At 40.1% G+C, this 23,915-nt stretch carries 19 protein-coding genes, 1 tRNA gene and 1 riboswitch; of the genes, 8 read left to right on the top strand and 12 right to left on the bottom strand.

The window, feature by feature from the left end:
* Positions 1-3: 3 nt before the first annotated feature.
* From hyfE to A9500_RS00830, 5 genes are read right to left on the bottom strand one after another with little or no spacing between them, the layout of a single operon-like run.
* Complete coding sequence (gene hyfE / locus A9500_RS00850) at positions 4-642, bottom strand: hydrogenase 4 membrane subunit (protein WP_065243549.1); 639 nt, start codon at positions 640-642, stop codon at positions 4-6.
* 15 nt (positions 643-657) lie between these two features.
* Complete coding sequence (locus tag A9500_RS00845; protein ID WP_065243548.1) at positions 658-2,103, bottom strand: hydrogenase 4 subunit D; 1,446 nt, start codon at positions 2,101-2,103, stop codon at positions 658-660.
* Positions 2,104-2,114: 11 nt separating this feature from the next.
* Positions 2,115-3,077, bottom strand: a complete 963-nt coding sequence (locus A9500_RS00840; RefSeq protein ID WP_065243547.1) for a respiratory chain complex I subunit 1 family protein — start codon at positions 3,075-3,077, stop codon at positions 2,115-2,117.
* Positions 3,078-3,087: 10 nt separating this feature from the next.
* Entirely contained in the window at positions 3,088-5,109 is a 2,022-nt protein-coding gene (hyfB, locus tag A9500_RS00835) for a hydrogenase 4 subunit B (RefSeq protein ID WP_065243546.1), read from the bottom strand.
* Between the two features lie 36 nt (positions 5,110-5,145).
* Complete coding sequence (locus tag A9500_RS00830; protein ID WP_049357467.1) at positions 5,146-5,745, bottom strand: 4Fe-4S dicluster domain-containing protein; 600 nt, start codon at positions 5,743-5,745, stop codon at positions 5,146-5,148.
* Between the two features lie 344 nt (positions 5,746-6,089).
* Between A9500_RS00830 and hybG the strand changes: the two genes are divergently transcribed.
* On the top strand, positions 6,090-6,365 hold the full coding sequence (hybG, locus tag A9500_RS00825; RefSeq protein WP_005696275.1) for a hydrogenase maturation factor HybG: 276 nt from the start codon (positions 6,090-6,092) through the stop codon (positions 6,363-6,365).
* Positions 6,366-6,378: 13 nt separating this feature from the next.
* Complete coding sequence (hypF, locus tag A9500_RS00820) at positions 6,379-8,658, top strand: carbamoyltransferase HypF (protein WP_065243545.1); 2,280 nt, start codon at positions 6,379-6,381, stop codon at positions 8,656-8,658.
* Between the two features lie 70 nt (positions 8,659-8,728).
* On the opposite strand, the gene A9500_RS10615 is transcribed toward hypF, so the two are convergent.
* Both A9500_RS10615 and aroG read right to left on the bottom strand, forming a co-directional pair.
* The gene (locus A9500_RS10615; RefSeq protein WP_065243544.1) at positions 8,729-9,646 is read right to left on the bottom strand and encodes a lysine exporter LysO family protein; all 918 of its coding nucleotides are present in this window, start codon (positions 9,644-9,646) and stop codon (positions 8,729-8,731) included.
* A 125-nt stretch (positions 9,647-9,771) separates the two neighbouring features.
* Positions 9,772-10,863, bottom strand: coding sequence for a 3-deoxy-7-phosphoheptulonate synthase AroG (gene aroG, locus A9500_RS00810; RefSeq protein ID WP_065243543.1), 1,092 nt, complete (start codon positions 10,861-10,863; stop codon positions 9,772-9,774).
* A 416-nt stretch (positions 10,864-11,279) separates the two neighbouring features.
* On the opposite strand from aroG, the gene A9500_RS00805 reads away from it, so the two are divergent.
* Positions 11,280-12,671 (top strand): DegQ family serine endoprotease, encoded by a 1,392-nt coding sequence (locus A9500_RS00805; protein ID WP_065243542.1) that lies wholly within the window; start codon positions 11,280-11,282, stop codon positions 12,669-12,671.
* A 40-nt stretch (positions 12,672-12,711) separates the two neighbouring features.
* Here A9500_RS00805 and uvrB read toward each other — a convergent pair whose 3' ends face one another.
* Entirely contained in the window at positions 12,712-14,748 is a 2,037-nt protein-coding gene (gene uvrB, locus A9500_RS00800) for an excinuclease ABC subunit UvrB (RefSeq protein ID WP_065243541.1), read from the bottom strand.
* 400 nt (positions 14,749-15,148) lie between these two features.
* Here uvrB and A9500_RS00795 point away from each other — a divergent pair.
* Positions 15,149-15,224: transfer RNA gene (locus A9500_RS00795), tRNA-Asn, on the top strand.
* Positions 15,225-15,356: 132 nt separating this feature from the next.
* Here A9500_RS00795 and A9500_RS00790 read toward each other — a convergent pair.
* From A9500_RS00790 to A9500_RS00780, 3 genes are read right to left on the bottom strand one after another with little or no spacing between them, the layout of a single operon-like run.
* Positions 15,357-16,130, bottom strand: coding sequence for a TIGR01619 family protein (locus A9500_RS00790; protein WP_065243540.1), 774 nt, complete (start codon positions 16,128-16,130; stop codon positions 15,357-15,359).
* 9 nt (positions 16,131-16,139) lie between these two features.
* The gene (gene xthA / locus A9500_RS00785; protein WP_065243539.1) at positions 16,140-16,943 is read right to left on the bottom strand and encodes an exodeoxyribonuclease III; all 804 of its coding nucleotides are present in this window, start codon (positions 16,941-16,943) and stop codon (positions 16,140-16,142) included.
* 51 nt (positions 16,944-16,994) lie between these two features.
* A complete protein-coding gene (locus tag A9500_RS00780) occupies positions 16,995-17,687 on the bottom strand; it encodes a TIGR01621 family pseudouridine synthase (protein WP_065243538.1) in 693 nt (230 codons plus the stop codon).
* A gap of 18 nt (positions 17,688-17,705) precedes the next feature.
* Between A9500_RS00780 and cls the strand changes: the two genes are divergently transcribed.
* Positions 17,706-19,166, top strand: coding sequence for a cardiolipin synthase (cls, locus tag A9500_RS00775; protein ID WP_049375991.1), 1,461 nt, complete (start codon positions 17,706-17,708; stop codon positions 19,164-19,166).
* A 61-nt stretch (positions 19,167-19,227) separates the two neighbouring features.
* Here cls and A9500_RS00770 read toward each other — a convergent pair whose 3' ends face one another.
* Positions 19,228-20,748: a Na+/H+ antiporter NhaC family protein gene (locus A9500_RS00770; RefSeq protein WP_005696292.1), complete on the bottom strand. Its 1,521-nt coding sequence runs from the start codon at positions 20,746-20,748 to the stop codon at positions 19,228-19,230.
* Between the two features lie 60 nt (positions 20,749-20,808).
* A riboswitch (Lysine riboswitch) is annotated at positions 20,809-20,986 on the bottom strand.
* Positions 20,987-21,282: 296 nt separating this feature from the next.
* Here A9500_RS00770 and A9500_RS00765 point away from each other — a divergent pair.
* The 3 genes from A9500_RS00765 to aroA all read left to right on the top strand — a co-directional run bounded on the left by A9500_RS00765 (position 21,283) and on the right by aroA (position 23,893).
* The gene (locus A9500_RS00765) at positions 21,283-21,687 is read left to right on the top strand and encodes an H-NS family nucleoid-associated regulatory protein (protein WP_049366998.1); all 405 of its coding nucleotides are present in this window, start codon (positions 21,283-21,285) and stop codon (positions 21,685-21,687) included.
* Positions 21,688-21,758: 71 nt separating this feature from the next.
* Positions 21,759-22,595 carry a formyltetrahydrofolate deformylase gene (gene purU / locus A9500_RS00760; RefSeq protein ID WP_005696295.1) on the top strand — a complete coding sequence of 279 codons (837 nt, stop codon included), beginning with the start codon at positions 21,759-21,761 and terminating at the stop codon, positions 22,593-22,595.
* Positions 22,595-23,893: a 3-phosphoshikimate 1-carboxyvinyltransferase gene (aroA, locus tag A9500_RS00755; RefSeq protein ID WP_065242682.1), complete on the top strand. Its 1,299-nt coding sequence runs from the start codon at positions 22,595-22,597 to the stop codon at positions 23,891-23,893. The genes purU and aroA overlap by 1 nt, the downstream gene beginning before the upstream one ends.
* Positions 23,894-23,915: the final 22 nt, after the last annotated feature.

Genomic DNA, 23,915 nt, shown 5'->3' with positions numbered 1-23,915 from the left:
GCGTTACCCCTTCAAACTCATAAGTTGTTTTGCATCTAATGAATGGAATGTACGGTAAATTTTGTTTACCAACACCACCATTATGATGACGGCAAAGATAGCATCTGTGGCAATTCCGATTTCCACTAACTCAGGTGCTTTATTTGCCAATAAGGCTAATGTGAGATGAGAACCGTTTTCCATCAAACAATAACCGAATACTTGTTTTACGATATTGCGTTGGCTAACAATGCACACTAAACCTAATAAGAAGTGACTTAATGACACTGATAATGCCGGTTTAAGATGGGCAACCAACGGCAAATCGATTGGGACAACGACAAAGTAGCACAATGTCACTATCATTGCTGTGATCGGGATCAACCAAGCGACATTTATTCCAGCTGGAGTTTGACTTTCATCAACTTTTTTCATCGCATAGATTAAAATCGCGGGCACCAAAACCACTTTGGTAATAAATGCGCTGATTGACCACATGTAAAGTTCATGGGCTTGCATTTCATTAGCAAGATATACAAAGAGTAATACCAACACCAATGATTGCAAACCGTAAAACAATGCAGCTTTTTTGGCGGTTCGAACCATAATTACGCAAAGAGAGGTAATAATGAGTAAACACGCAAGTCCATTTATCATTAACATAGAGTCCTCCTTAACCTAACCCGCCAAACCTAGCCAATATGCTGCAATAAAGCTAGAGCATACAGACATCACCATGAGAATTACTAATACGATACTCATTGAAAACGTAATTGGTTGTGCTTCAGCAACAGCTTCTGACGGTTTACCGATGACACATTGACCGAATTTATACAACAACCATACAAATGTCGCGGTAGATTCAACTAAAGCAAGCACCATCAACCAAGTGATCCAGCCATATTCTTGGCCTAATTCAAATCCGGCCGCGAATAAAGGATATTTACTGAAGAATCCGTTAAACGGCGGCACCCCAGCAATCGCTAACGCGGCTACGCCGAATCCTACACCAACAACTGGCATTGTACGCATAATGCCTTGTAGTAATGGCATAGAACGGGTTCCTGTTGCATAGCTTAACGAACCAGCAACCAAGAAGAATAAGCTTTTCGCGAAAGCATGGTTAAAGATGTAGCTAATCGCTGCCACAAAGGCCAATTTAGAGCCTAATGCAGCAAGAGAAATCCCAATGAAAATATAAGAAAGTTGGGTAATGGTTGAATATGCCAATAAACGTTTTAAGTCAGTTTGTGGCAAGTACATCAAGAAGCCATAAATTAAGGTAATCATCGCCATGATGATGCCGACTTCACCCACAATATGTGGAATCTCACCAGCAGATATAACAGAGCGAGCGAAAATATAGACCCCAACTTTTACCATTGATGCGGCGTGCAAATACGCACTCACCGGTGTTGGTGCTTCCATCGCATTCGGCAACCAAATTTGCATTGGTAATTGCGCTGATTTACCCCATGCAGCAAACATTACACCGAATAATACGATTGTTTTCGCACTCGGATCTAAATGTTCTAACGCTGTGATAGAGAAAGTACCTGATTGGCTGAACAAATACGCTGCGGCAATATATAACCCGATTGCCCCCACGTGGGTGATAATCAAGGCTTTCATCGCGGCGGCTTGGGCTTTTGGCGTTTGGTAATAACTGATTAATGCCCAAGAACATCCCCCGGTAATTTCGAAGAACAATAATTGTCCTGCTAAAGTTGAAGAATATACCAAGCCTGCCATGGCACCGATAAAAATCAGCAAGAATGCATAAAAACGTGGTAACCCGTTATGTGGATGTTCGCGGTTTTTATCGGTTAAGTAACCACAAGAATATAAGCAGATTAAGAAACCTAAGGCCACAACGGCAAAGGCAATTAATGTACTGACTGCATCAAGAGTCACGCCAAAGATTGCCGTTTTATCAAAAGCGACAATGTCATAAGTGACGCTTTGATGGCCATCAGCAAACCATTGCCCGGCAACTAACATGGTGCCTAACGTAGCAAGCGCTGCAAATACAGTGGCAATTTGAGCAAAGTGTTTTTTGTTCAAACCAACAATAAACGCCCCTACAAAAGGTAAAATGATTGTAATCAGAGCTAAACGTTCCATATTTGTCCTCCTTACAACCCTGTGAAGTAAAATACAAACGCTAACACAGAAATGCCGAAGCCGACTACGGTTAAACGTCCTGTTAACATAAAGCGGGTACGAGAGAGTGTATTTTCAAAGACACAAGCCAATACGAACACCACGAATAATTTCACGAAGAATAAAACACCGCCTAAAATGACCGCACTTAAGCTCATCTCTGTCGGGATACCAAACGGAAGCAACACGCTCACAAAGATAGATGCTACAACCATGGATTTTAAGCTTAAGCCGACTTTTAATAAGGCGAGTGCTGGACCAGAGTATTCAGTCAATGGACCTTCTTGTAATTCTTGTTCTGCTTCTGCCAAATCGAATGGAATTTTACCCATTTCAATAAACACAGCGAAGAATGCTGCTGCGATTGCAATCACTGTCGCAATTGGATATTGCCATGTGTTTTCGGAAAGCGCATTACCGATAACTGCAAAATTGGTTGAACCGGCAATTAAAGCAATCACAAGGAATGCCAACATGAGAATTGGTTCTACCAAGACACCTAATGTGACTTCACGACTTGCCCCTAAACTTGAGAATGTGCTGTTTGAATCCAACCCCGCAATTGAAAAGAAGAAACGGAACAAGGCGAATAAGTAAATCACGGTGATTAAATCACTGCCTGCGCCAAACGGTGCAACACGAGTAAATAAAGGTAAGCTCATGGCAACTACCATCACGGTGCTAATTAGCACATAAGGCATCACTTTAGAAACCCAACCCGCATTGTCAGGCCAAATATTTTGACGTTTCATTAATTTCGCAATGTCGCGATAATCTTGTAACACGCCTGGACCGCGACGAGATTGAATGCGGGCACGGATCATACGTGAAATACCGGAAAATAACGGTGCAAGGGCAAGTAAAATCAAGGCTTGCACAATGGCAAAAACAAACATTCCGGCAGATGTTGCAATTTCTGAAGGTAACGTAATCATTTTCAACCTCCTACATCAACGCAATGGAAAGTAGTATTGCCACCAAAGCAATCACGAAGTACACGCAGTACAAACGGAAGTCGCCTTGTTGCAACCATTGAAGTTTTGTTCCTAACCAAGGAATAAAATGAGCGATCGGCATGGTCACTTTTTCTTCCCAGAAAGGTTCTGTTTTTGTTGCGCCTTTAATTACTGCTTGGATGCTTTTATCACCTAAAGGTGCAGGATCCAACACTTCGCGCAAGGTATAAAGCGGTTTGAAAATCGTACGTAATGGACGAGTAAAACTACCCGCAGACGCCGCCATATCTTGTTCATAAGCATAACCACAAGCCCATGGATTGCCTTTTGCACGATCGGATAAACGTTGATTTTTGGTGAAGGCGTAAAAACTAAATGGCAAGAAGAAGAATGCCAATAGCATGATAGTCACCATCGGTGTTGAAAGCACGGTATGCGGTTCAGCTTGCGCGACCACTACACCATTTTGAGCCAACATTAGCGGCTCGCTATGAGCAAGTGCGGTCGAAATTTTTGCTATTATTGGGGTTACCACTGATGCCCCCACACCTAACAACACACAACATAACGCCAACACAGCCATCGCAATGACCATTGGTTTTGGTACTTCGCGTGCATTAGCTGCTTTTTCACTACGTGGTGCACCACCGAAGCTGATACCGTACACTTTCACGAAACAAAGTGCCGCTAACGCACCTGTCAATGCCAACATAATAATGGCAATCGGGCCAGCAAGTTTTAATACGAAATCATCACTTTGGCTTAATGTGAATAAGGATTGATAAGTAAACCATTCACTGACGAAACCATTAAACGGTGGCAATGCAGAAATCGCCATGGTACCGATTAAGAAACAGAATGCAGTGTAAGGCATAAGTTTGCCTAGGCCGCCCATTAAGTCCATATCTTTAGTATGCAAGCGATACATCACAGAACCCGCACCTAAGAATAACAAACCTTTGAATACGGCATGGTTAAGTAAGTGATATAACCCACCAAGCAAGCCTACAGTAGCCAACACAGGATGATGTGTCGCGATACCAATCATACCGACGCCCACACCCATCATAATGATGCCGATATTTTCTACCGTGTGATAAGCCAAGAGTTTTTTGATGTCATGTTCTGCCAAGGCATAAAGTACACCGAGTACGGAAGATACCGCACCGAAACCAAGCACGATAACGCCATACCAAACATTGGTAGAGCCAAGAAGATCGACACCCACTTTAATAATCCCGAAAATACCAATTTTTACCATCACACCAGACATCATTGCGGATGCATGAGAAGGTGCAGCCGGGTGAGCTTTCGGTAACCAGCTGTGTAATGGAATCATCCCTGCTTTGGCGCCAAAACCTAAAAATGCCAAAATAAAGGCGGTAAAGGCAAGCGGTGCCGGTAAAGTGGTTTGACGGAATGCGCTAAATTCAAAACTACCGGTATAACAGTAGAAAATGAAGAAGGCGATCATAATTAATACCGAACCGGCATGCGCAATAAAGAAATAAAGCAAGCCTGCATTTACGGCGTTGTCATCTTGTTCGGTAAGGACTAAGAAATAAGATGCCAATGACATCATTTCAAAGAATACAAGGAAGTAGAACGCATTATCGCTGGTAACTAACGCAACCATGGAAGCGATAAATAAATTCATGAAGAAACCCATGGAACCTGCGCCTTTGCCTTTGTATTCTTTTACATAAGAGAAAGAATAAAGTGCAGTCACAATAACTAATAAAGAAATGACACACACCATAAAGGCTGCCAATCCATCAATACGGATTGAGAACGAGGCAAATTCAAATGGGGTTTTGAAAACATCAACGACTGTGTCGCTGCTGATCAGAACGGGGATGCAGGCAACAATACCTAACACTCCAGCAAGTACACCGGTCACACCGGATATATTGATTGAAAGTTGTTCATTTCGTCTCACTGCGAGCGAAATAAACGCACCTACGACATAAATCAACAGGGTCGTGATGAGTAAGTTGATTGGTAAACTCATAATATCACTCCATTGATTACAAGTTAAACACACTAATTATCTTGGGATAGCAGGCGAAGAAACCATTGCCATTTCACGTTTTCTTTCGTTAGCCTGTTTGATACTCTCATCACTAATAATAAATAACGTTTTGGTCGGACAGGTTTGTACACAAGCCGGACCATCTTCACGGAAATAGCAAAGATCGCATTTCACCGCAATGGCTTTTACGCCAGGTTGCCATGCCAACATATTGTGTAAATCAGTATTATCTGGTGCAGTACGAATATCTCGTTTTACCGCATCAGTGAAGGAGAATCCTTCATAATAGGTTGGTGCGTCAATCGGTGCTGAACCATGTTGGGTAATTGCACCGAATGGGCAAGCAATACCACAAAGTTTACAACCGATACAGAGACTTTCGTTAAGTTGAATGGTGTCATCAATATGTGTAATGGCGTGTACAGGACACACGGTAGCACATGGTGAATCATCACAATGACGACAGAGAATTGGCACGGTTACATCATCATTACGCATGACTTGTAAGCGTGGAAAAGATTGTAATCCGAAAGCTTTATGCACTTCGCTACAAGCGGCCATACAGGTGTTGCATCCAATGCAATCCTTCGGATCACCGATTACAAAACGATTCATACACTCCCCTCCTTGTATGTAAATAACGTTTCTACAATAACCACTCTAGGAGTAAGGATACTCCTATCGAAAAGTAAAGCTCAAGAAGTAATTCGAAAATTTGTGATTAAGATCAAAAGATTCCCATTGTTTTTCTATTACTGTGATGCCCCTGTTAAATAACGGTGAAACATAATAATTTTATGTTAAAAACGTGAACAAATTTTCAACAAATGGACATCACCCTATTTGAAATATCGCTATACAAATTTAAATGCTTACGTGATAAAATTTCCCTTTCGTAGTATGTTTATTGCCTCACAATAAACAATTCATCTCATAAACATTCTAACTAAGGACAGATTATGTGTTTAGGTATTCCGGGACAGATCATTCAAGTAGCTGACAGCGCATTACAGCTTGCTGTAGTCGATGTGTGCGGAGTTAAAAGAGAGGTTAATATTTCATTAATTTGTCAGGATGACCCCAAACCTCTCGTCGGTAAATGGGTACTCGTGCATGTGGGTTTTGCCATGACAATTATCGATGAAGAAGAGGCCAAACAAACGCAAGAAGCCTTAATTGCCATGAGCCAGCTAGAACACGAAGTCGGCGATTTTCTTGGCTTAAATCAAAAATAAATAGGATTGCGTTATGCAAGGGATCGAATTACGCATAAAAGGAAAAGTTCAGGGCGTGGGATTTCGCCCTTTTGTTTGGCTTCTAGCTAATCAATATAAGTTAAACGGAGATGTAAATAACGATGGACAAGGCGTATTAGTTCGTTTTGTCTCTCCACCAACAGATGCACTCGAGCAATTTTTATCCGACTTACAAAACAAACTCCCACCGCTAGCACAAATTACCGATATTACTCAGCGCGCTATTGATTGGCCAGAAGCAACTGCAATAACAGGCTTTACTATCCGAGAAAGCGAAAACAATCAAATGGACACGCAAATTATTCCCGATGCAGCGACCTGTCCACATTGTTTAGCCGACTTATTCGATCCCAACAATCGACGTTATCACTACCCCTTTACTAATTGTACCCATTGTGGCCCACGTTTTACCATCATCAAGGCAATTCCTTACGATAGAAAAAACACGGCGATGGCTTCTTTTCCGCTTTGTCCACAATGTGAAAAAGAATATAAAGATCCCGCTGATCGTCGTTTTCATGCTCAACCTAATGCTTGTTCAGTCTGTGGACCCCATATCTGGTTGCAGGATCGAGAAAAAACACTTTTTACTCATGAAACCGCGCTAAAACAGACCGCACTTTTATTGCAACAAGGTCACATCGTCGCTGTTAAAGGCTTAGGCGGTTTTCATCTAGCCTGTGATGCGAATAACCCAAAAACTGTTGATTTATTACGTCAACGGAAACATCGTCCCACAAAACCATTAGCCATTATGGTGCCTAATCTGCAGTTTTTACAGGATTTGAGTTCTCAAGAAACAGAATTGCTAACCAGCAGTGCTGCGCCAATTGTACTGCTAGCAAAACATAAAGTACCCAATATTGCTGATAACATCGCACCTAACTTGCAAGAAATCGGTGTCATGCTTCCAAGTAATCCACTGCAGCATTTGTTGTTACGTGCAGTTAATCGTCCACTCGTGATGACCTCTGCGAATGCCAGTGGGCAACCTCCTGTATTGAAAAATGAACATGCAGTGGAACAATTAGCTGATTTAACGGATTTTTATCTTTGTCACAATCGCGATATTCTACAACGTGCCGATGATAGCCTTGTTCGCGTTGCCTTCGATGGATTAGAAACATTACGCCGTGCTCGTGGCTACGTGCCTGATGAAATACCACTTGAAACACAAAGCACAAAAAATGTGTTGGCGTTAGGTTCTGATCTGAAAAATACATTCTGCTTACTACGTCACAATAAAGCCGTACTGAGCCAACATATTGGCGACACAGCAAATGAACAAGTGCGGTCACAATTAAGTGAAAATCTTGAATTATTTCAAAGTATTTATCAATTTAAACCAGACATCATCGCTGTTGATGCTCACCCAGGCTATTTTTCATCTTCCATTGGTAAACAACTTGCCGAACAGCAACAAATCACACCAATAGAAGTACTGCATCATCATGCTCATATTGTCAGCGTAATGGCTGAGCAGAATTGTAATGAATCTGTAATTGGTCTTGCTCTAGACGGTATCGGCATGGGCGAAAATGGACAACTTTGGGGAGGCGAATGCCTACTCGTTGATTATCAACATAGTCAATATTTAGGTGGTCTACCTGCTGTTGCTCTACCAGGTGGCGATCTTGCAGCCAAACAACCTTGGCGCAACTGGCTGGCCCACCTGCATCAATTTGTGCCACAATGGCAAGAAATACTCACCAAAACTTGCACTGAACCAAATTGGCAAATACTAGTCAATGCCATTGAGCGCAGACTCAATTGTCCACCTATATCATCTGCGGGTCGTTTATTTGATGCCGTAGCTTATGATCTCGGTATTGCACCAACCATTGTTTCTTGGGAAGGTGAAGCGGCTTGCCATCTCGAAGCGCTAGCAAACACCTCATCTTTGGCTATCCAAGCACAAAGTGCGGTCAATATTCCAGTAAAAATGCCACTTATCGGCAATAAACTGGATTTAGCTTACTTTTGGCAAAGTTGGTTAAATTACCATGCACCTGTTGAAGATAAAGCCTTCGCCTTTCACTATGCTCTCGCCCAAGGTTTTGCTGAACTTGCTGCAAACCAAGCACGACAACACCAATGTCGTACCATCGTGTTATCTGGTGGTGTGATGCATAACCAACTGCTACGTCGCTTATTAAAAGAAAATTTGAGCGAATTCCATGTACTAAGTGCGCATAAATTACCGATGGGTGATGGCGGACTCAGTTTAGGTCAGGCGGTTATTGCCATGCATAGACAAGCTGATAATCCCTAACATTAAAATATAAGAAAAAGAGTTAATCGAAAAATAACAATTAACTCTTTTGTTTTTTGGTATTTCTTTTTTATAGCGGAATACTGGAAAAGAAAACCAATAACAATGGTGGCAGAATATTCGTCACAAAGCCGAATGAAATCGCAATTGGCGTGACTTCAATGCCTCCCGCTTTTTGGATAATTGGCAAAGTGCAATCTATTGCAGTAGCACCCGTAATCCCAATTGCAGTCGAACGAAAATGGCGCATAAATAATGGGATGACAAATAAACTGACAATTTCTCGGGATAAATCATTAAAAAAGGCAATACTGCCCTGTACAGGTCCCCATGCATTGGTCAATACTACACTGGATAACGAATACCACCCCATTCCAGAGGCAAATGCCAGTCCTTGCGTAATTGGCATAGCCAAAACAAAAGCAGCAATGATACCTCCTAGTAATGAAGTAAAAGTAAACACCATTCCCGTTTGGAAACCTCGTTTATTGAAAAGGGCTTCTTTCAAGGAAATGCCGTTATTTCTTAGCTGAATCCCTACAAAGAAAATCAGTACAATCAATACATACAGATTAATACCTGTAGGTAACATGAGATAGGATTTGAATAAGAAACCACAAAGGGTGCCAATTACCACTGTGCCGGAAAGTTTGAGAGAGTCAATTAAGGAGTGCCAACGAGAATCAATTTTACCTTGTGATTTAAGTGGCTCTGCTGGATTAAAACGGTCATAAAACATTAAACCAATCATATTGGATCCCAAAATGATCGCCGATAGCGTCACCGCAGTTGTGCCAATAATAGGGAGTTTATTCTCTAAATCATCTAACTGTCCAAGCAAATACCCCATTAAGAAAAGGATGATATAGAGCAAAAACATCACAATATGATTAATTTTTATGATATAGGATTTATTATTAGTCTTAAGTAAATAGCCTAATAGCATAGGTATTAAAACAATTAACAGACCATTTATCGTATCGCCCATCATATTTCTCCTGTCTCATTTCTTAGCTCTAACATACACCTTTTTTATTATCTTTCATAGTAATACAAAAAAAAAGTGCGGTCAAAATTAACCGCACTTTTAATCATCTGAAAAATAAAAAATTATTAGTTATTTACTCGACGGCGAGCCGCTACTGCATCAGATAGTTGTTTTAACAAGATTTCTGTATCTTCCCAACCGATACAGGCATCAGTAATACTTTGTCCGTAAGTCTGCGCTTTACCATCGACTAAATCTTGACGACCTTCAACGATATGGCTTTCTACCATGACACCAAAGATCTGTTTTGAACCGCCTGCAATTTGCTGGCAAACATCTTCACAAACTTCCATTTGTTTTTTGAATTGTTTGCTACTATTTGCATGGCTGAAATCAACCATGACATGTGGAATACGACCTGATTTTTCGATCTCTGCACACACTTTTACAATGTCTTCAGCCTTATAGTTAGGGCCTTTATCTCCACCACGTAAAATAATGTGGCAGTCTTCATTTCCCTTTGTTGAAACAATAGCAGAATGACCAAATTTTGTTACGGATAAGAAATAATGCGAAGCTTCTGCCGCACCCATTGCATCTAAGGCGACTTTTACGCCACCATTTGTGCCATTTTTAAATCCTACCGCACAAGATAAACCTGAAGCTAATTCACGGTGAACTTGAGATTCAGTTGTTCTCGCACCAATTGCACCCCAACTCATAAAATCTGCCACATATTGCGGTGTGATCATATCTAAGAACTCACCGGCTGATGGCACACCTAAGTTATTAATATCAGATAATAATTTACGCGCAATACGTAAACCATCATTTAAACGATACGTATCATTTAAATAAGGATCGTTAATTAAGCCTTTCCAGCCCACTGTTGTACGCGGTTTTTCAAAGTAAACGCGCATCACCACTTCAAGTGTATCTTTATATTCATCACGTAATACTTTTAAACGTTTTGCGTAATCTAATGCCGCTTTAGGATCATGAATAGAACAAGGACCAATTACCACAAGTAAACGGTCGTCTTTTCCATGAATAATATTGTGGGCATATAAACGGGTTTCACGAACTAACTCAGCTGCTTCTTCACTTGCAGGAAATTTTTCTAATAAAGCAATGGGAGGCAATACCTGATCCACTTTTTCAATTCGGGTATCGTCATTTGCAACTTTTATTTCGATATCTTCTTTCTTCGTCGCCATATGTCACTCTCTAAATCTTAAATGTTATGCTTAAAATCTAATGGCGTTACTCTACACCTATTTTTTGTACTAGTAAACTAGTTCATTTAAATTCATACACTAATTTTATACAACTGCATAAAACTTGTACTTGTTAAGCAATCCAAGTAGGTCGTTATTAAACTACCTTTCACTTTATCTGGCAAGGATTTTGGCGTAAAAATAGGTTGTACCTGCTACATTTTAAAAAGCTCCCCTGTTTATTCTCCAAAATACACAAATAAATTAAATAAAATGTGGTCATAAAGAACAATTTCAATTCCGACCGTACTTTTTTAAATATTTTTTTAAACTCCCTTGTTTTTACTGAACATTTCCCCCATTTCTTTGTCTGAATGAACACTTATTCAGTCATTTATTTTTACTTGGAGAACTCTATGAAGAAAAGAAATTTTGTATTAACCGGCATCGCATTAGGTTTAAGCGTATTTGCGACCTCTTTATCCGCTCAAGCAGCTATTCCGAATGAAATCGTAGAACAAGGCAGCCTAGCGCCAATGTTAGAAAAAGCGCAAGCAGCTGTTGTGACGATTTCCGTTGAAGGCAAAGCAAAAGCAAACAGCCGTTCAGCATTACCTGATGACATCCCGGAAGAATTTAAATTTTTCTTTGGTGATCAATTTGGCGAACAATTTGGTGGAAACCGTGGCTCATCACGCAACTTCCGAGGTTTAGGTTCTGGCGTGATCATCAATGCAGATAAAGGCTATGTTTTAACTAATAATCACGTGGTAGATGGTGCGGATAAAATCACCGTAAAATTACAAGACGGACGTGAATTCAAAGCAAAACTCGTTGGAAAAGACGAACAATCTGATATCGCTTTAGTACAAATCGAAAAACCAACTAACCTTACCGCGATCAAAATGGCTGACTCCGATAAATTACGCGTAGGTGATTTCACCGTTGCTATCGGTAACCCATTCGGTTTAGGCCAAACTGTAACCTCTGGTATTGTTTCAGCACTTGGCCGCTCTACTGGTTCAGATAGCGGTGCGTATGAAAACTATATTCAAACCGATGCGGCGGTAAACCGTGGTAACTCTGGCGGTGCATTATTGAATTTACAAGGTGAATTAATTGGTATCAATACGGCTATTATTTCTCCAAGTGGCGGTAACGCCGGGATTGCCTTTGCAATTCCAAGCAACCAAGCCAACAATCTTGTGCAACAAATCTTAGAATTTGGTGAAGTACGCCGTGGTTTACTCGGTATTAAAGGTGGCGAATTAAATGCAGATTTAGCGAAAGCCTTTAATGTCAGTGCGCAACAAGGTGCTTTTGTGAGTGAAGTCATTCCAAATTCTGCTGCCGAAAAAGCAGGCTTAAAAGCGGGTGATGTAATTACCGCAATGAATGGTCAAAAAATCTCAAGCTTTGCCGAAATGCGAGCTAAAATCGCGACTTCTGGTGCAGGCAAAGAAATTGAACTTACTTATTTACGTGATGGTAAATCTGAAAACGTAAAAGTGACCTTACAAGCAGACGATGGCACTCAAACTGCGAGCAAAACGGAACTTCCAGCATTAGATGGTGCAACCTTAAGCAACTATGATGCAAAAGGCGTTAAAGGTGTGGAAATTAGCAAAGTACAGCCAAATTCAATGGCAGCACAACGCGGTTTAAAATCGGGTGATATCATCATCGGCATCAACCGCCAGCCAATTGAAAGCACGCAAGACTTACGCAAAGCGCTAGATGAAAAACCATCTGCTGTTGCACTCAATATCTTACGTGGTAAAAATAACTTCTACTTATTAGTGCAATAAAATGAAAGTGCGGTCAAATTGATTTGACCGCACTTTTACTCTATTCCGATATCATAAACTGCTCTCTCAATTGATGAAGCTGATCGCGTACTGCGGCGGCTTTTTCAAACTCAAGATCTTGAGCAAATTTATACATTTGTTGTTCCAATTTCTTAATTTGTTGTTGGAATTCTTTGGCTGATTTAGGTGTATTGTAAAGTGCGGTCGGTTCAGCCGCCGTTTTTCCACGCTGTTTCGATTTGGCTTTTTGATTTGCACCTTGACCAATATCTAATAATTCACCAACTTTCTTATTCAATGCCTGTGGAACAATACCGTGCTCTTCATTGTATTTCATTTGTTTTTCACGACGGCGATTCGTTTCGGTAATGGCTTTTTCCATAGATTTAGTCATGCTATCAGCATACAAAATTGCTTTACCATTCAAGTTTCGAGCGGCACGACCGATGGTTTGAATTAAGGAACGCTCAGAACGCAAGAAACCTTCTTTATCGGCATCTAAAATCGCCACAAGAGAAACTTCTGGAATGTCCAAGCCCTCACGTAGCAAGTTGATACCAACCAACACATCAAACTCACCCAAACGCAAATCACGAATAATCTCTACACGCTCAACCGTATCAATATCTGAGTGCAGATAACGTACACGAATGCCATGTTCATCTAAGTAATCCGTTAAATCTTCCGCCATTTTCTTCGTCAGCGTCGTCACTAAAACACGCTCATTTTTGTCCGCTCTTTGACGCGCTTCGGAGAGCAAATCATCCACTTGAATGGACACTGGACGAATTTCAATTTGCGGATCAAGTAAGCCTGTTGGACGCACAACCTGATCAACTATTTCACTGCCCGATTTTTCCAACTCATAAGGGCCTGGTGTCGCTGAAACGTAAATCGTCTGCGGCGCTAAACGTTCGAACTCTTCAAAGCGTAATGGACGATTATCCAATGTTGAAGGCAAACGGAAACCATATTCCACCAAGGTTTCTTTACGTGAACGGTCACCACGATACATCCCGCCAATTTGCGGAACAGTCACGTGTGATTCATCAATAATCAAAATCGCATCAGACGGCATATAATCAAATAATGTCGGAGGTGGTTCACCCTCATTTCTGCCAGAAAGATAGCGTGAATAGTTTTCTATTCCTGAGCAATAGCCGAGCTCATTCATCATCTCAATATCAAATTGTGTGCGTTGGGTAATACGCTGCTCTTCCAACAGCTTATGTTCTTTGATGAAATATTCACGGCGTTGCACAAGCTCCACTTTGATTTTTTCAATAGCATCTAAAATACGCTCTCTTGGCGTCACATAGTGGGTTTTCGGATACACCGTAAAACGCGGAACAGCGCCAAAACTAGTACCCGTTAAAGGATCAAATAAGCTTAGGCGTTCAATTTCATCATCGAATAATTCAATTCGTACCGCTCGATCGTCAGATTCTGCAGGGAAAATATCAATCACTTCGCCGCGCACCCGGAATGTACCACGCTGAAAAGCGTGATCGTTTCTTGCGTATTGTAATTCCGCCAACTTCGCTAAAATCTGACGTTGATCGATAATGGCACCTTGCTGTAAATGCAACATCATCTGCAAATAGCTATCCGGATCACCCAAACCATAAATCGCGGATACAGACGCCACTACAATAGTATCTCGACGCTCTAAGAATGACTTCGTAGCAGAAAGACGCATCTGTTCAATCTGATCATTAATAGAAGCATCTTTCTCAATAAAGGTATCACTACTCGGTACATAAGCTTCTGGCTGATAATAATCATAGTATGAGACGAAATATTCCACTGCATTTTCTGGAAAAAACGCTTTCATTTCTGCATAAAGCTGAGCAGCGAGGGTTTTATTTGGGGCAAGTAACATCGCCGGGCGATTTAATGTCGCTATGACATTTGCAATGGTAAATGTTTTGCCTGACCCCGTTACCCCTAGAAGTGTTTGATGGGCCAAACCATCCTCTAAATTTTCGACTAATTTTTCGATTGCTTGGGGTTGATCACCAGAAGGCTTAAAATCGGAATGAAGGATAAAAGGCTTAGTATTAATTTTCTCTGCCATAAGTGCGGTCAATTTTTTAGGTATTTTAGAAATGGAGCTATTTTAGCACATTTATTGCTCCAAATTGAGTGATAAAAATCCAAGTTTTACACATACTTAGGCGTGTCAAGTCTTAAACACTTCAAAATTGAAAAATATTTTATTTTTTTTGCTGGACTTTACTTAACATATTGATATTTAAAAGAATATTCACTTGCGGCTAATAGATGAACAATTTAAGGAAAAGCCAGTCTGCACCAGTGGTTGACCATTTTAAACAAAAACAATCCACAAAGTTATCCACAGGCTTTGTGGATAGAAAAAAGTGCAAAATTTTTTATGATTTTTTTCATTTTTGGTCTTGACAAGAAGTGGTCCGATCATTAAAATGCGCGCCTATTCTTTGTGATACCAAATTTATTCCTCCTTAGTTCAGTCGGTAGAACGGTGGACTGTTAATCCATATGTCGCAGGTTCGAGTCCCGCAGGAGGAGCCAAATTTATCTTTTGGTTTAGCTTTCGTTTGTCTCCTTTTACGAATCCTAAATTAGTAGCCAAAAGAATTTAAGCCCATCGTGTTGATGGGCTTTATTTTTATCTAATCTATACTGATTTAATGAATTATCAGGCTAATTTAATGCTGAACGATCATCGATTAAATTATCGCATTCCCAGCCGATATAATCGCCAGAAAACTCCATGGCTAGCTTTTCAAAGCGCTCTACCCACTCGAAGATCTCATTACTGTCTAATGAAAGCTCTTGCTCCAATTTCACCATAAAATAAGGCTCTTCATCTTCTTCTGTTTGGATGGCTTGGCTAGAATATTTTAACGTATTAAAAGACACTTGTCCGAGCGTTAATTCATCCATAAAGGGAAACATTTTCTCTTCTTCATCAAAATGGAAAGTATGCTCAATTAAATAAGTGTCGCTTAAATTACGCCCTTTGCTATTCAGCATACTCAAAATCTCTTCTGTCGCATTTAATTTCATTTCTAATGGTGAAGCCAACAAGAAATCGAAATAGGTATCCCAATTTGGATCATTCTGTACGTTGATTTCTGAGACAAAATCGAGTTGTTGAAGGGTTTCTTTAAGCAAAGCATCATGTTCACAATAGAAATGCATTTTTGCCTGATGATTGCAAATAAAGTGCCCAGCAAAAAAAACATTTGGAAGTGCGGTCAATTGTGCAAGGATTTTAAAAAGACGATTAATTAATTTTTCATATTCATCTTCATTAGGCAAACCGTCCTCATCTCCCTGATAAGGCACGGTAAATTGCACAACTTTACTAAGATGCTTACCATGATAAACATCTAAATCTTCAATATTTGCGGTAAACACGGCAGGCATGCCATTCACTTGCGAACGATAATTCTGCCAATTTGCCATATCCATGTTGCTTTCCTATTTAAACTCCGCCCAGATTGGTGCGTGATCTGACGGTTTTTCCATTGCACGAATATCTAATGCAATGCCAACATCAACGCAACGCTCTGCTAATTGACGATTCACTAAAATATGATCGATACGTAATCCACGGTTATCATCAAAACCTTTTGAGCGATAATCAAACCACGAGAACTTGTCATTGACTGTTGGATTTAATTTACGGAACGTATCTTCCAATCCATAATCGTATAAGCGTTGATACCATTCACGCTCTTCGGGTAAGAATGAGCATTTGCCAGTACGCAACCAACGCTTGCGGTTTTCATCGCCAATGCCAATATCTAAATCGCTTGGACTGATATTCATATCGCCCATAATTAACACTGGATTGGCTTTATCGTGATCTTGTTCTAAATAGCATTGAAGATCCGCATAAAATTTTTCTTTTGCCGGAAACTTGGTTTCATGTGCACGACTTTCGCCCTGTGGGAAATAGCCATTAATTACCGTTAACAAACCAAATGGCGTTTCTAAATCCGCCATAATTATGCGTTTTTGCGCATCTTCATTATCAGTTGGAAAACCACGACGCACCGCTTTTGGTTCTTGTTTGGTTAACAGTGCTACACCGTAATGCCCTTTTTGCCCATGGTGAAAAACGTGATAGCCCAGATTGTCTGTAATTGCATAAGGAAAATCTTCATCCGCGACTTTAATTTCTTGTAAACCAATCACATCCGGTTGGTATTTTTCAATAATTGCTTCGAGTTGATGAGGGCGGGCACGTAAGCCATTAATATTAAAAGAGATAAATTTCATTTTTATTCCTAATGTGAAAAATTGTGGCTATTATACAAAATAATTGAAATCTTAACCGCACTTTTCCTGTTCAGTTGACTCAGCACTTGCTGAACTAAATTTTTGAATCTGAGATTGAACAGCATCACGATGCCACCACTCTCCTTCTTTCGGAGGGGTAAACACATCAAATGCTTTACCTTTAAATTCAAATTGCAATCTTGCGGCGTGTAAATAAGTGCGGTCAATATTTTCAGTGTTTTTAGCATAAAGCGCATCGCCTAAAATGGGACTAGCTAAGCTTTTCATCGCTACACGCAATTGATGAGTTTTGCCTGTTTGTGGCTTTAAGATAAATAATCGTAAATTAGGCTCACAACTCACACTTTCAAAACGCGTAATTGCAGGATTTTCTTTCGATTGGCAAAGTTTCCAAGCCCTATTACGAGACTTTTGCATATCGCCGACAATCAATCCTTGCTTCTTTTTTGGTTTTTGATTACTGAGTGCAAGATAAGTCTTTTGAATATGATGTTCAGAAAAAAGTCGGAAAAATTCAGCCGCACTTTCGGCATTTAATGCCAAAATAAGTAAACCTGATGTCACTTTATCTAATCGATGAACAAGCCAGGCTTGTGGCACATCAAGCTGCCTGGCAAGCAAAGTGGTTAAACCAATTTCACTTTGATCTTTATGCACACTTAGCCCACAAGGCTTATAAATAATGATAAAATCATCAGTCTGATAAACAATGTCTAATTTCATAAGTGCGGTCAAAAATTAATGAGTTTTGAACATATTATACTGGTTTATATTATTCCCGTGTTAATTTGGGTGGCAGTTATTTCTGTCACATTGCGTTTACTCGTCAAAAAACAAGCGGTTTCTGCTACGTTGTCATGGCTGATGATTATCTACCTTGTGCCACTGATTGGCGTTATTGCTTATTTAATTTTTGGTGAGATTAAACTCGGTACTCGCCGAGCCAAAGTATTTCAATCATTAAAACCTAAATATACACAATGGCTTCAGCAGCTGTCTGGGCAAAAAGATCTGGTTGCGCATTCCCAGGATCCTCGTTATCGTGCTTTATTTAAACTAGTTCACCATCGCTTAGGTATTCCAAACATTCGAGGTAACGAATTACATATTCTTGATACCCCAGAAAGCATCATTCGAAGTATCATTCGTGATATTCAACAAGCGCGTCATTCCATTAATATGGTGTTTTATATTTGGAGTAATGATGGATTAATTGATGAGGTAAAACAAGCCTTAGAAGAAGCCGTACAGCGCGGGGTTAAAGTTTGCCTTTTACTCGATTCCGTAGGTAGTAAAGCCTTTCTTAAAAGTGCTATTTGTAAAGAAATGCGAGCGAAAGGCATTGAAATTACAGAAGCGCTACATGTAAATTTATTCCGGATGTTCTTCAGCCGAATTGATTTACGCCAACATCGTAAAATCATCATCATCGATAATCAAATTGCCTACACAGGCAGTATGAATATGGTGGATCCGAATTTCTTCAAACAAGATAGCAACGTAGGCAATTGGATCGACGTGATGGTGAGAATCAACGGCCCTGTTTCACCAATTTTAAACAGCTTACATGCTTGGGATTGGGAAATTGAAACGACAGAAGAATTACCCCTGTTATTACCAAATTGTCCCCTTGTTGAAATTGACGATAATGACACCCATTCTGTACAAGTTATTGCGAGTGGCCCCGCGTTCCCGGATGATTTAATTGCGCAATCTCTTGCAACGGTTATTTATGCGGCAAGAGAAAGCATTGTGATCACATCACCTTACTTTGTGCCAAGTCACAACATTGCTGAAGCATTACGTATTGCCGCATTCCGTGGTGTTGATATCACGCTTATTTTACCTAAAAACAATGACTCCTTGATGGTTCGTTGGGCGAGTCGAACATTCTTTGATGATTTACTCGAAGCTGGCGTCAAAATTTATCATTTTGAAGCAGGGCTTCTGCATACTAAAAGTGTGTTAATCGATAATAAACTTGCACTCGTTGGTACAGTAAATATGGATTTACGTAGCTTCTTGCTTAACTTTGAAATCACTGTTGCTGTAGAAGATCGTAATTTTGCCAATGAAGTCGCTACACTTCATGAAAATTATTTAGCGAATTCTTCTGCACTCAATATGCAAGAATGGATCAATCGTCCTTTCTATCATCGAATCATAGAGCGGTTATTTTTCTTGTTTAGTCCATTACTCTAATTTTCACAATAAATACAAGAAGGGCGTACATAAGTACGCCCTTTCTTTTTATCTTTTATGATTAACGTTTTTTCACGATAAACACCAAAGCTACTAAAACAGCTGCTGTTGTCACAAATCCAGCTAAACCAGATTCTGTAAAGCCAACCACAATGTAGCCCACAGCACTTGCTGTCGCAACAGTTGCCGCATAAGGTAATTGTGTCGTGACGTGATCCATGTGGTTACATTTTGCTCCAGTTGATGACAGAATCGTTGTATCCGAAACCGGTGAACAGTGGTCGCCACATACCGCGCCAGCCATGACGGCAGATAGGCAAGGAAGTAATAACTCTGGAGCAGAGTTGGTCGCCATTGCAGCTGCGATTGGTAACATAATGCCAAATGTCCCCCAACTTGTCCCGGTTGAGAATGCCATTGCTGAACCAAGGATAAATAAAATCACAGGTAAAAATTGAACAGGAATACTGCCACTCACTAAAGAAGATAAGTATTTACCGGTTTGTGCATCACCCACCACTTTATTGATTGTCCACGCAAAGAATAGGATTGCAATTGCACCTAACATAGATTTAATACCGGCAATCCACGCTTTTCCGTATTCTTGTAAAGAAACTTGACGCTCAAGAATAATCAATAATGTTGACATAGCAACCGCACTTGAACCACCAACAACAAGCGAAATACCTACTGTTGTATTTTCAAATGCACCTAAGAGGCTAAATGGTTTTCCATCTGCCGCTAAAGCCTCACTACCCGTATGAATCATCATGAAAACAGTGACGGTAATTAAGACTAAAATCGGTAAAATTAAGTTGCGAACTTTACCTTTCACACCTTCAATGACTTCTTCTTTATAATCTCGCTCCATAGCTAATTTTTCATGACGTGCCATTGATGCAATATCAAAGGAGAAATAAGCCACAAAGAACACCATCAATAATGAGAAAATCGCATAGTAGTTCATTGAACTCATGGCAACGAATGCCCCCATCGGTGTATAAGAGGTAATAGAATATGTCGCCAATAGACCTGCCACGAGTGTAATAATGTATGCACCCCAGCTTGATACCGGCATCATGACACACATTGGTGCAGCAGTGGAGTCAAGGATATACGCTAATTTAGCACGAGAAACTTTAAAACGATCGGTTACTGGACGTGCAATGGCACCCACTGCAAGACTATGGAAATAATCATCAATAAAGGTTACAAACACTAAAGATGCCGCTAATAATTTCGCACCACGACGACCTTTAATTTTATTTTGTGCCCACTCAGCAAATGCACGGTTGCTGCCTGATACGGTTAAAAGTGCGGTCAATACGCCAAGTAAAACTAAGAAAAAGACGATATTCATATTTGAATTCATGCCTTCTTCGCTACTATAAACTAATGCCACAACATTATCTTTTAAATAAATAAGTGCATTCAATGGGTTGAAATCAACCAACATTAACGCACCGACAATAATCCCTGCACTGAGGGAGACCAAAACCCGACGAGTTGCAATTGCTAAAATAATCGCAAGTAATGCGGGTATAATTGAATAAATAGATGAAGAATAATCGACTAGTTCCATTAAGTTATACCTAATAATTTAATGGAGACAACGGCAAGAAAAGACACAATGATGACCAGACCGAACCGTAGCGCTCCATAGTTAACACACAAAAACTATGACAGTCACGTTCCTTTCGAAGACGTGACCAACCGAATAAGATGACGCCTATTCGATTTCGGCAATCATTCCTTTCCTTTCCCTTCAACGCTATCCACTCTAGGAAAATACTTATAATGACCGCACCTCTACTGTTGTATAGGATGTGGAAAGATTACATTAAAACGAATAACATTACCAATAAAATCTTATCATCTTAGATAAAATTTTCTTTTTTTCAAAAAAGTTACATGTATTGTTAACATTTTATGAACTATTATTACAATAAATACTCAATTACAAAGTAGGGAATATTTATCGTTATTGTCATAATGAAGTCTGACCAATTAATTTTGAGTTTTAATTGCAAGATTTAATATTTACCTAACTTCTACTTTTCGTTATTATAGCTAACAGAGATAAATTAAATATTCACACATCATATAGGGGTTATTTATGAATGAATTGACAAAAGGTTTAACAAATCTTCGAAGTTTACGTGCTGCGGTACGTGATTTAACATTAGAGCAAGCAGAGAGCTCACTTTTAAAATTACAAACTGCAATTGAAGAAAAGCGTGCTCAAGCCGCGGAAATTGAACAAGCAGAACAAGAACGTCGAGCACGTATTGCAAAATATAAAGAATTAATTAAACAAGAAGGCATCACTGCTGAAGAATTAACTGCAATTATTGGTGCTGCACCTTCTTCAATTCGTAAAAAACGTGAACCTCGTCCAGCAAAATACAAATATACTGATGAAACTGGTCAAGAGAGAACATGGACTGGCCAAGGTCGTACACCTCGTGTGATTCAAAAGGCCTTAGATAAAGGTGTTTCTTTAGCTTCTTTTGAAATCTAATTTTATTATCGACTATGTAGAACCCATTTTTATGGGTTCTCTTTTTTTATTTACCTGGCAAAACATTCATTATGTTAGAAAAGAAAATATTACTGACCGACTGTCCTGATGATAAAGGCTTAATCGCTAAAATCACCAACATTTGTTACAAACATCAATTAAATATCCTCCACAATAATGAGTTCGTTGATTTTGAAACGAAACATTTCTTTATGCGTACTGAATTGGAAGGCATTTTTAATGAAGAAACCTTGTTAGCTGACTTAAATTATAGTTTGCCGGCTGGGACAAATTGCCACCTAATCAGCGCAAAACGTAAACGAATCGTGATTTTAGTCACCAAAGAAGCGCACTGCTTAGGTGATATTTTAATGAAAAATTACTACGGTGCATTAGATGTAGAAATTGCGGCAGTAATTGGAAATCACGATAATTTACGCGAATTAGTTGAACGCTTTGATATTCCATTCCATTGTGTCAGCCATGAAGGACTCACGCGCGTGGAACACGGTAAATTGCTCGCTGAAAAAATTGATGAATATGCACCTGATTATATTGTTTTAGCTAAATATATGCGTGTATTAAATCCTGAATTCGTGGCGCGTTATCCAAATCGTGTGATTAATATTCACCATTCATTCTTACCCGCATTTATTGGGGCAAAACCTTATCAACAAGCCTATGAGCGCGGCGTGAAAATTATCGGTGCAACAGCTCATTTTATTAACAATGAATTGGATCAAGGTCCGATCATCATGCAAAACGTGATTAACGTAGACCACACCTACTCTGCCGATGCAATGATGCGTGCAGGCCGTGACGTGGAAAAAACCGTATTAAGCCGTGCACTCGATCTTGCCTTACACGATCGTATTTTTGTGTATAAAAACAAAACGGTGGTCTTGTAATGAAAGCTATCACCTTAGAGCCGATTTCCCGTATTGAAGGTGAAATCAACTTACCGGGTTCGAAAAGTTTATCGAACCGTGCATTATTATTAGCGGCATTAGCTAAAGGCACCACAACGGTTACTAACTTGTTAGACAGTGATGACATTCGCCATATGTTAAACGCCCTCAAAGCTTTAGGGGGGAATTACCAACTATCTGAAGACAAAACTTGCTGCGAAGTTGAGGGCTTAGGTGGCGCGTTTCAGGTTGAAAATGGCTTATCACTGTTTCTCGGCAATGCCGGTACGGCCATGCGTCCTTTAACAGCGGCGCTTTGCTTAAAAGGCAACACAGAAGGCGAAGTTATTTTGACTGGTGAGCCACGTATGAAAGAGCGCCCAATCAAACATTTGGTTGATGCGCTTCTTCAAGCGGGTGCCGATGTTCGTTATTTAGAAAATGACGGCTACCCTCCACTTGCAATTCGCAATCAAGGGATTAAAGGTGGCGTAGTTGAAATTGACGGTTCAATTTCTTCTCAATTTTTGACCGCACTTTTAATGGCTGCTCCGCTTGCTGAGGGCGATTTAGATATCCATATTGTGGGTGATTTAGTCTCAAAACCTTATATTGATATCACCCTCGAGATGATGAAAGATTTTGGTATTTCGGTTGAAAACCACAACTATCAAGTGTTTAAGGTGAAAGGTAACCAATCCTATGTGTCACCGGGCAAATACATGGTAGAAGGTGATGCGTCATCTGCCTCTTATTTCCTTGCCGCCGCCGCGATTAAAGGCAATGTAAAAGTGACAGGAATTGGCAAACATTCCATTCAAGGCGACCGCCTATTTGCTGATGTACTCGAAAAAATGGGCGCCAAAATCACTTGGGGTGAAGATTTTATTCAAGCGGAACAAGCTGAGCTTCACGGTGTTGATATGGATATGAACCACATTCCTGATGCAGCCATGACGATTGCCACAACCGCCTTATTTGCAAAAGGTGAAACCGTTATTCGCAATATTTATAACTGGCGTGTGAAAGAAACTGATCGCCTTGCTGCAATGGCGACTGAATTGCGAAAAGTCGGTGCGGAAGTTGAAGAAGGTGAAGATTTTATTCGTATTCAACCGCTTGCGATCTCCCAATTTAAGCATGCTGAAATTGAGACCTATAACGATCACCGTATGGCAATGTGCTTTGCGTTGATTGCATTATCGGATACACCTGTCACGATTTTAGATCCCAAATGTACGGCTAAAACGTTCCCAACATTCTTCGATGAATTTGAGAAATTAAGTGTTCGAAGCTAAAACTGAAATAACAAAAGGCGAA

The organism is Haemophilus sp. CCUG 60358 (assembly GCF_001679485.1).
Classification (GTDB): Bacteria; Pseudomonadota; Gammaproteobacteria; order Enterobacterales; family Pasteurellaceae; genus Haemophilus_D.
Note: the sequence above shows the minus strand (reverse complement) of the source record. Positions and strands in the feature narration are given on the sequence as shown.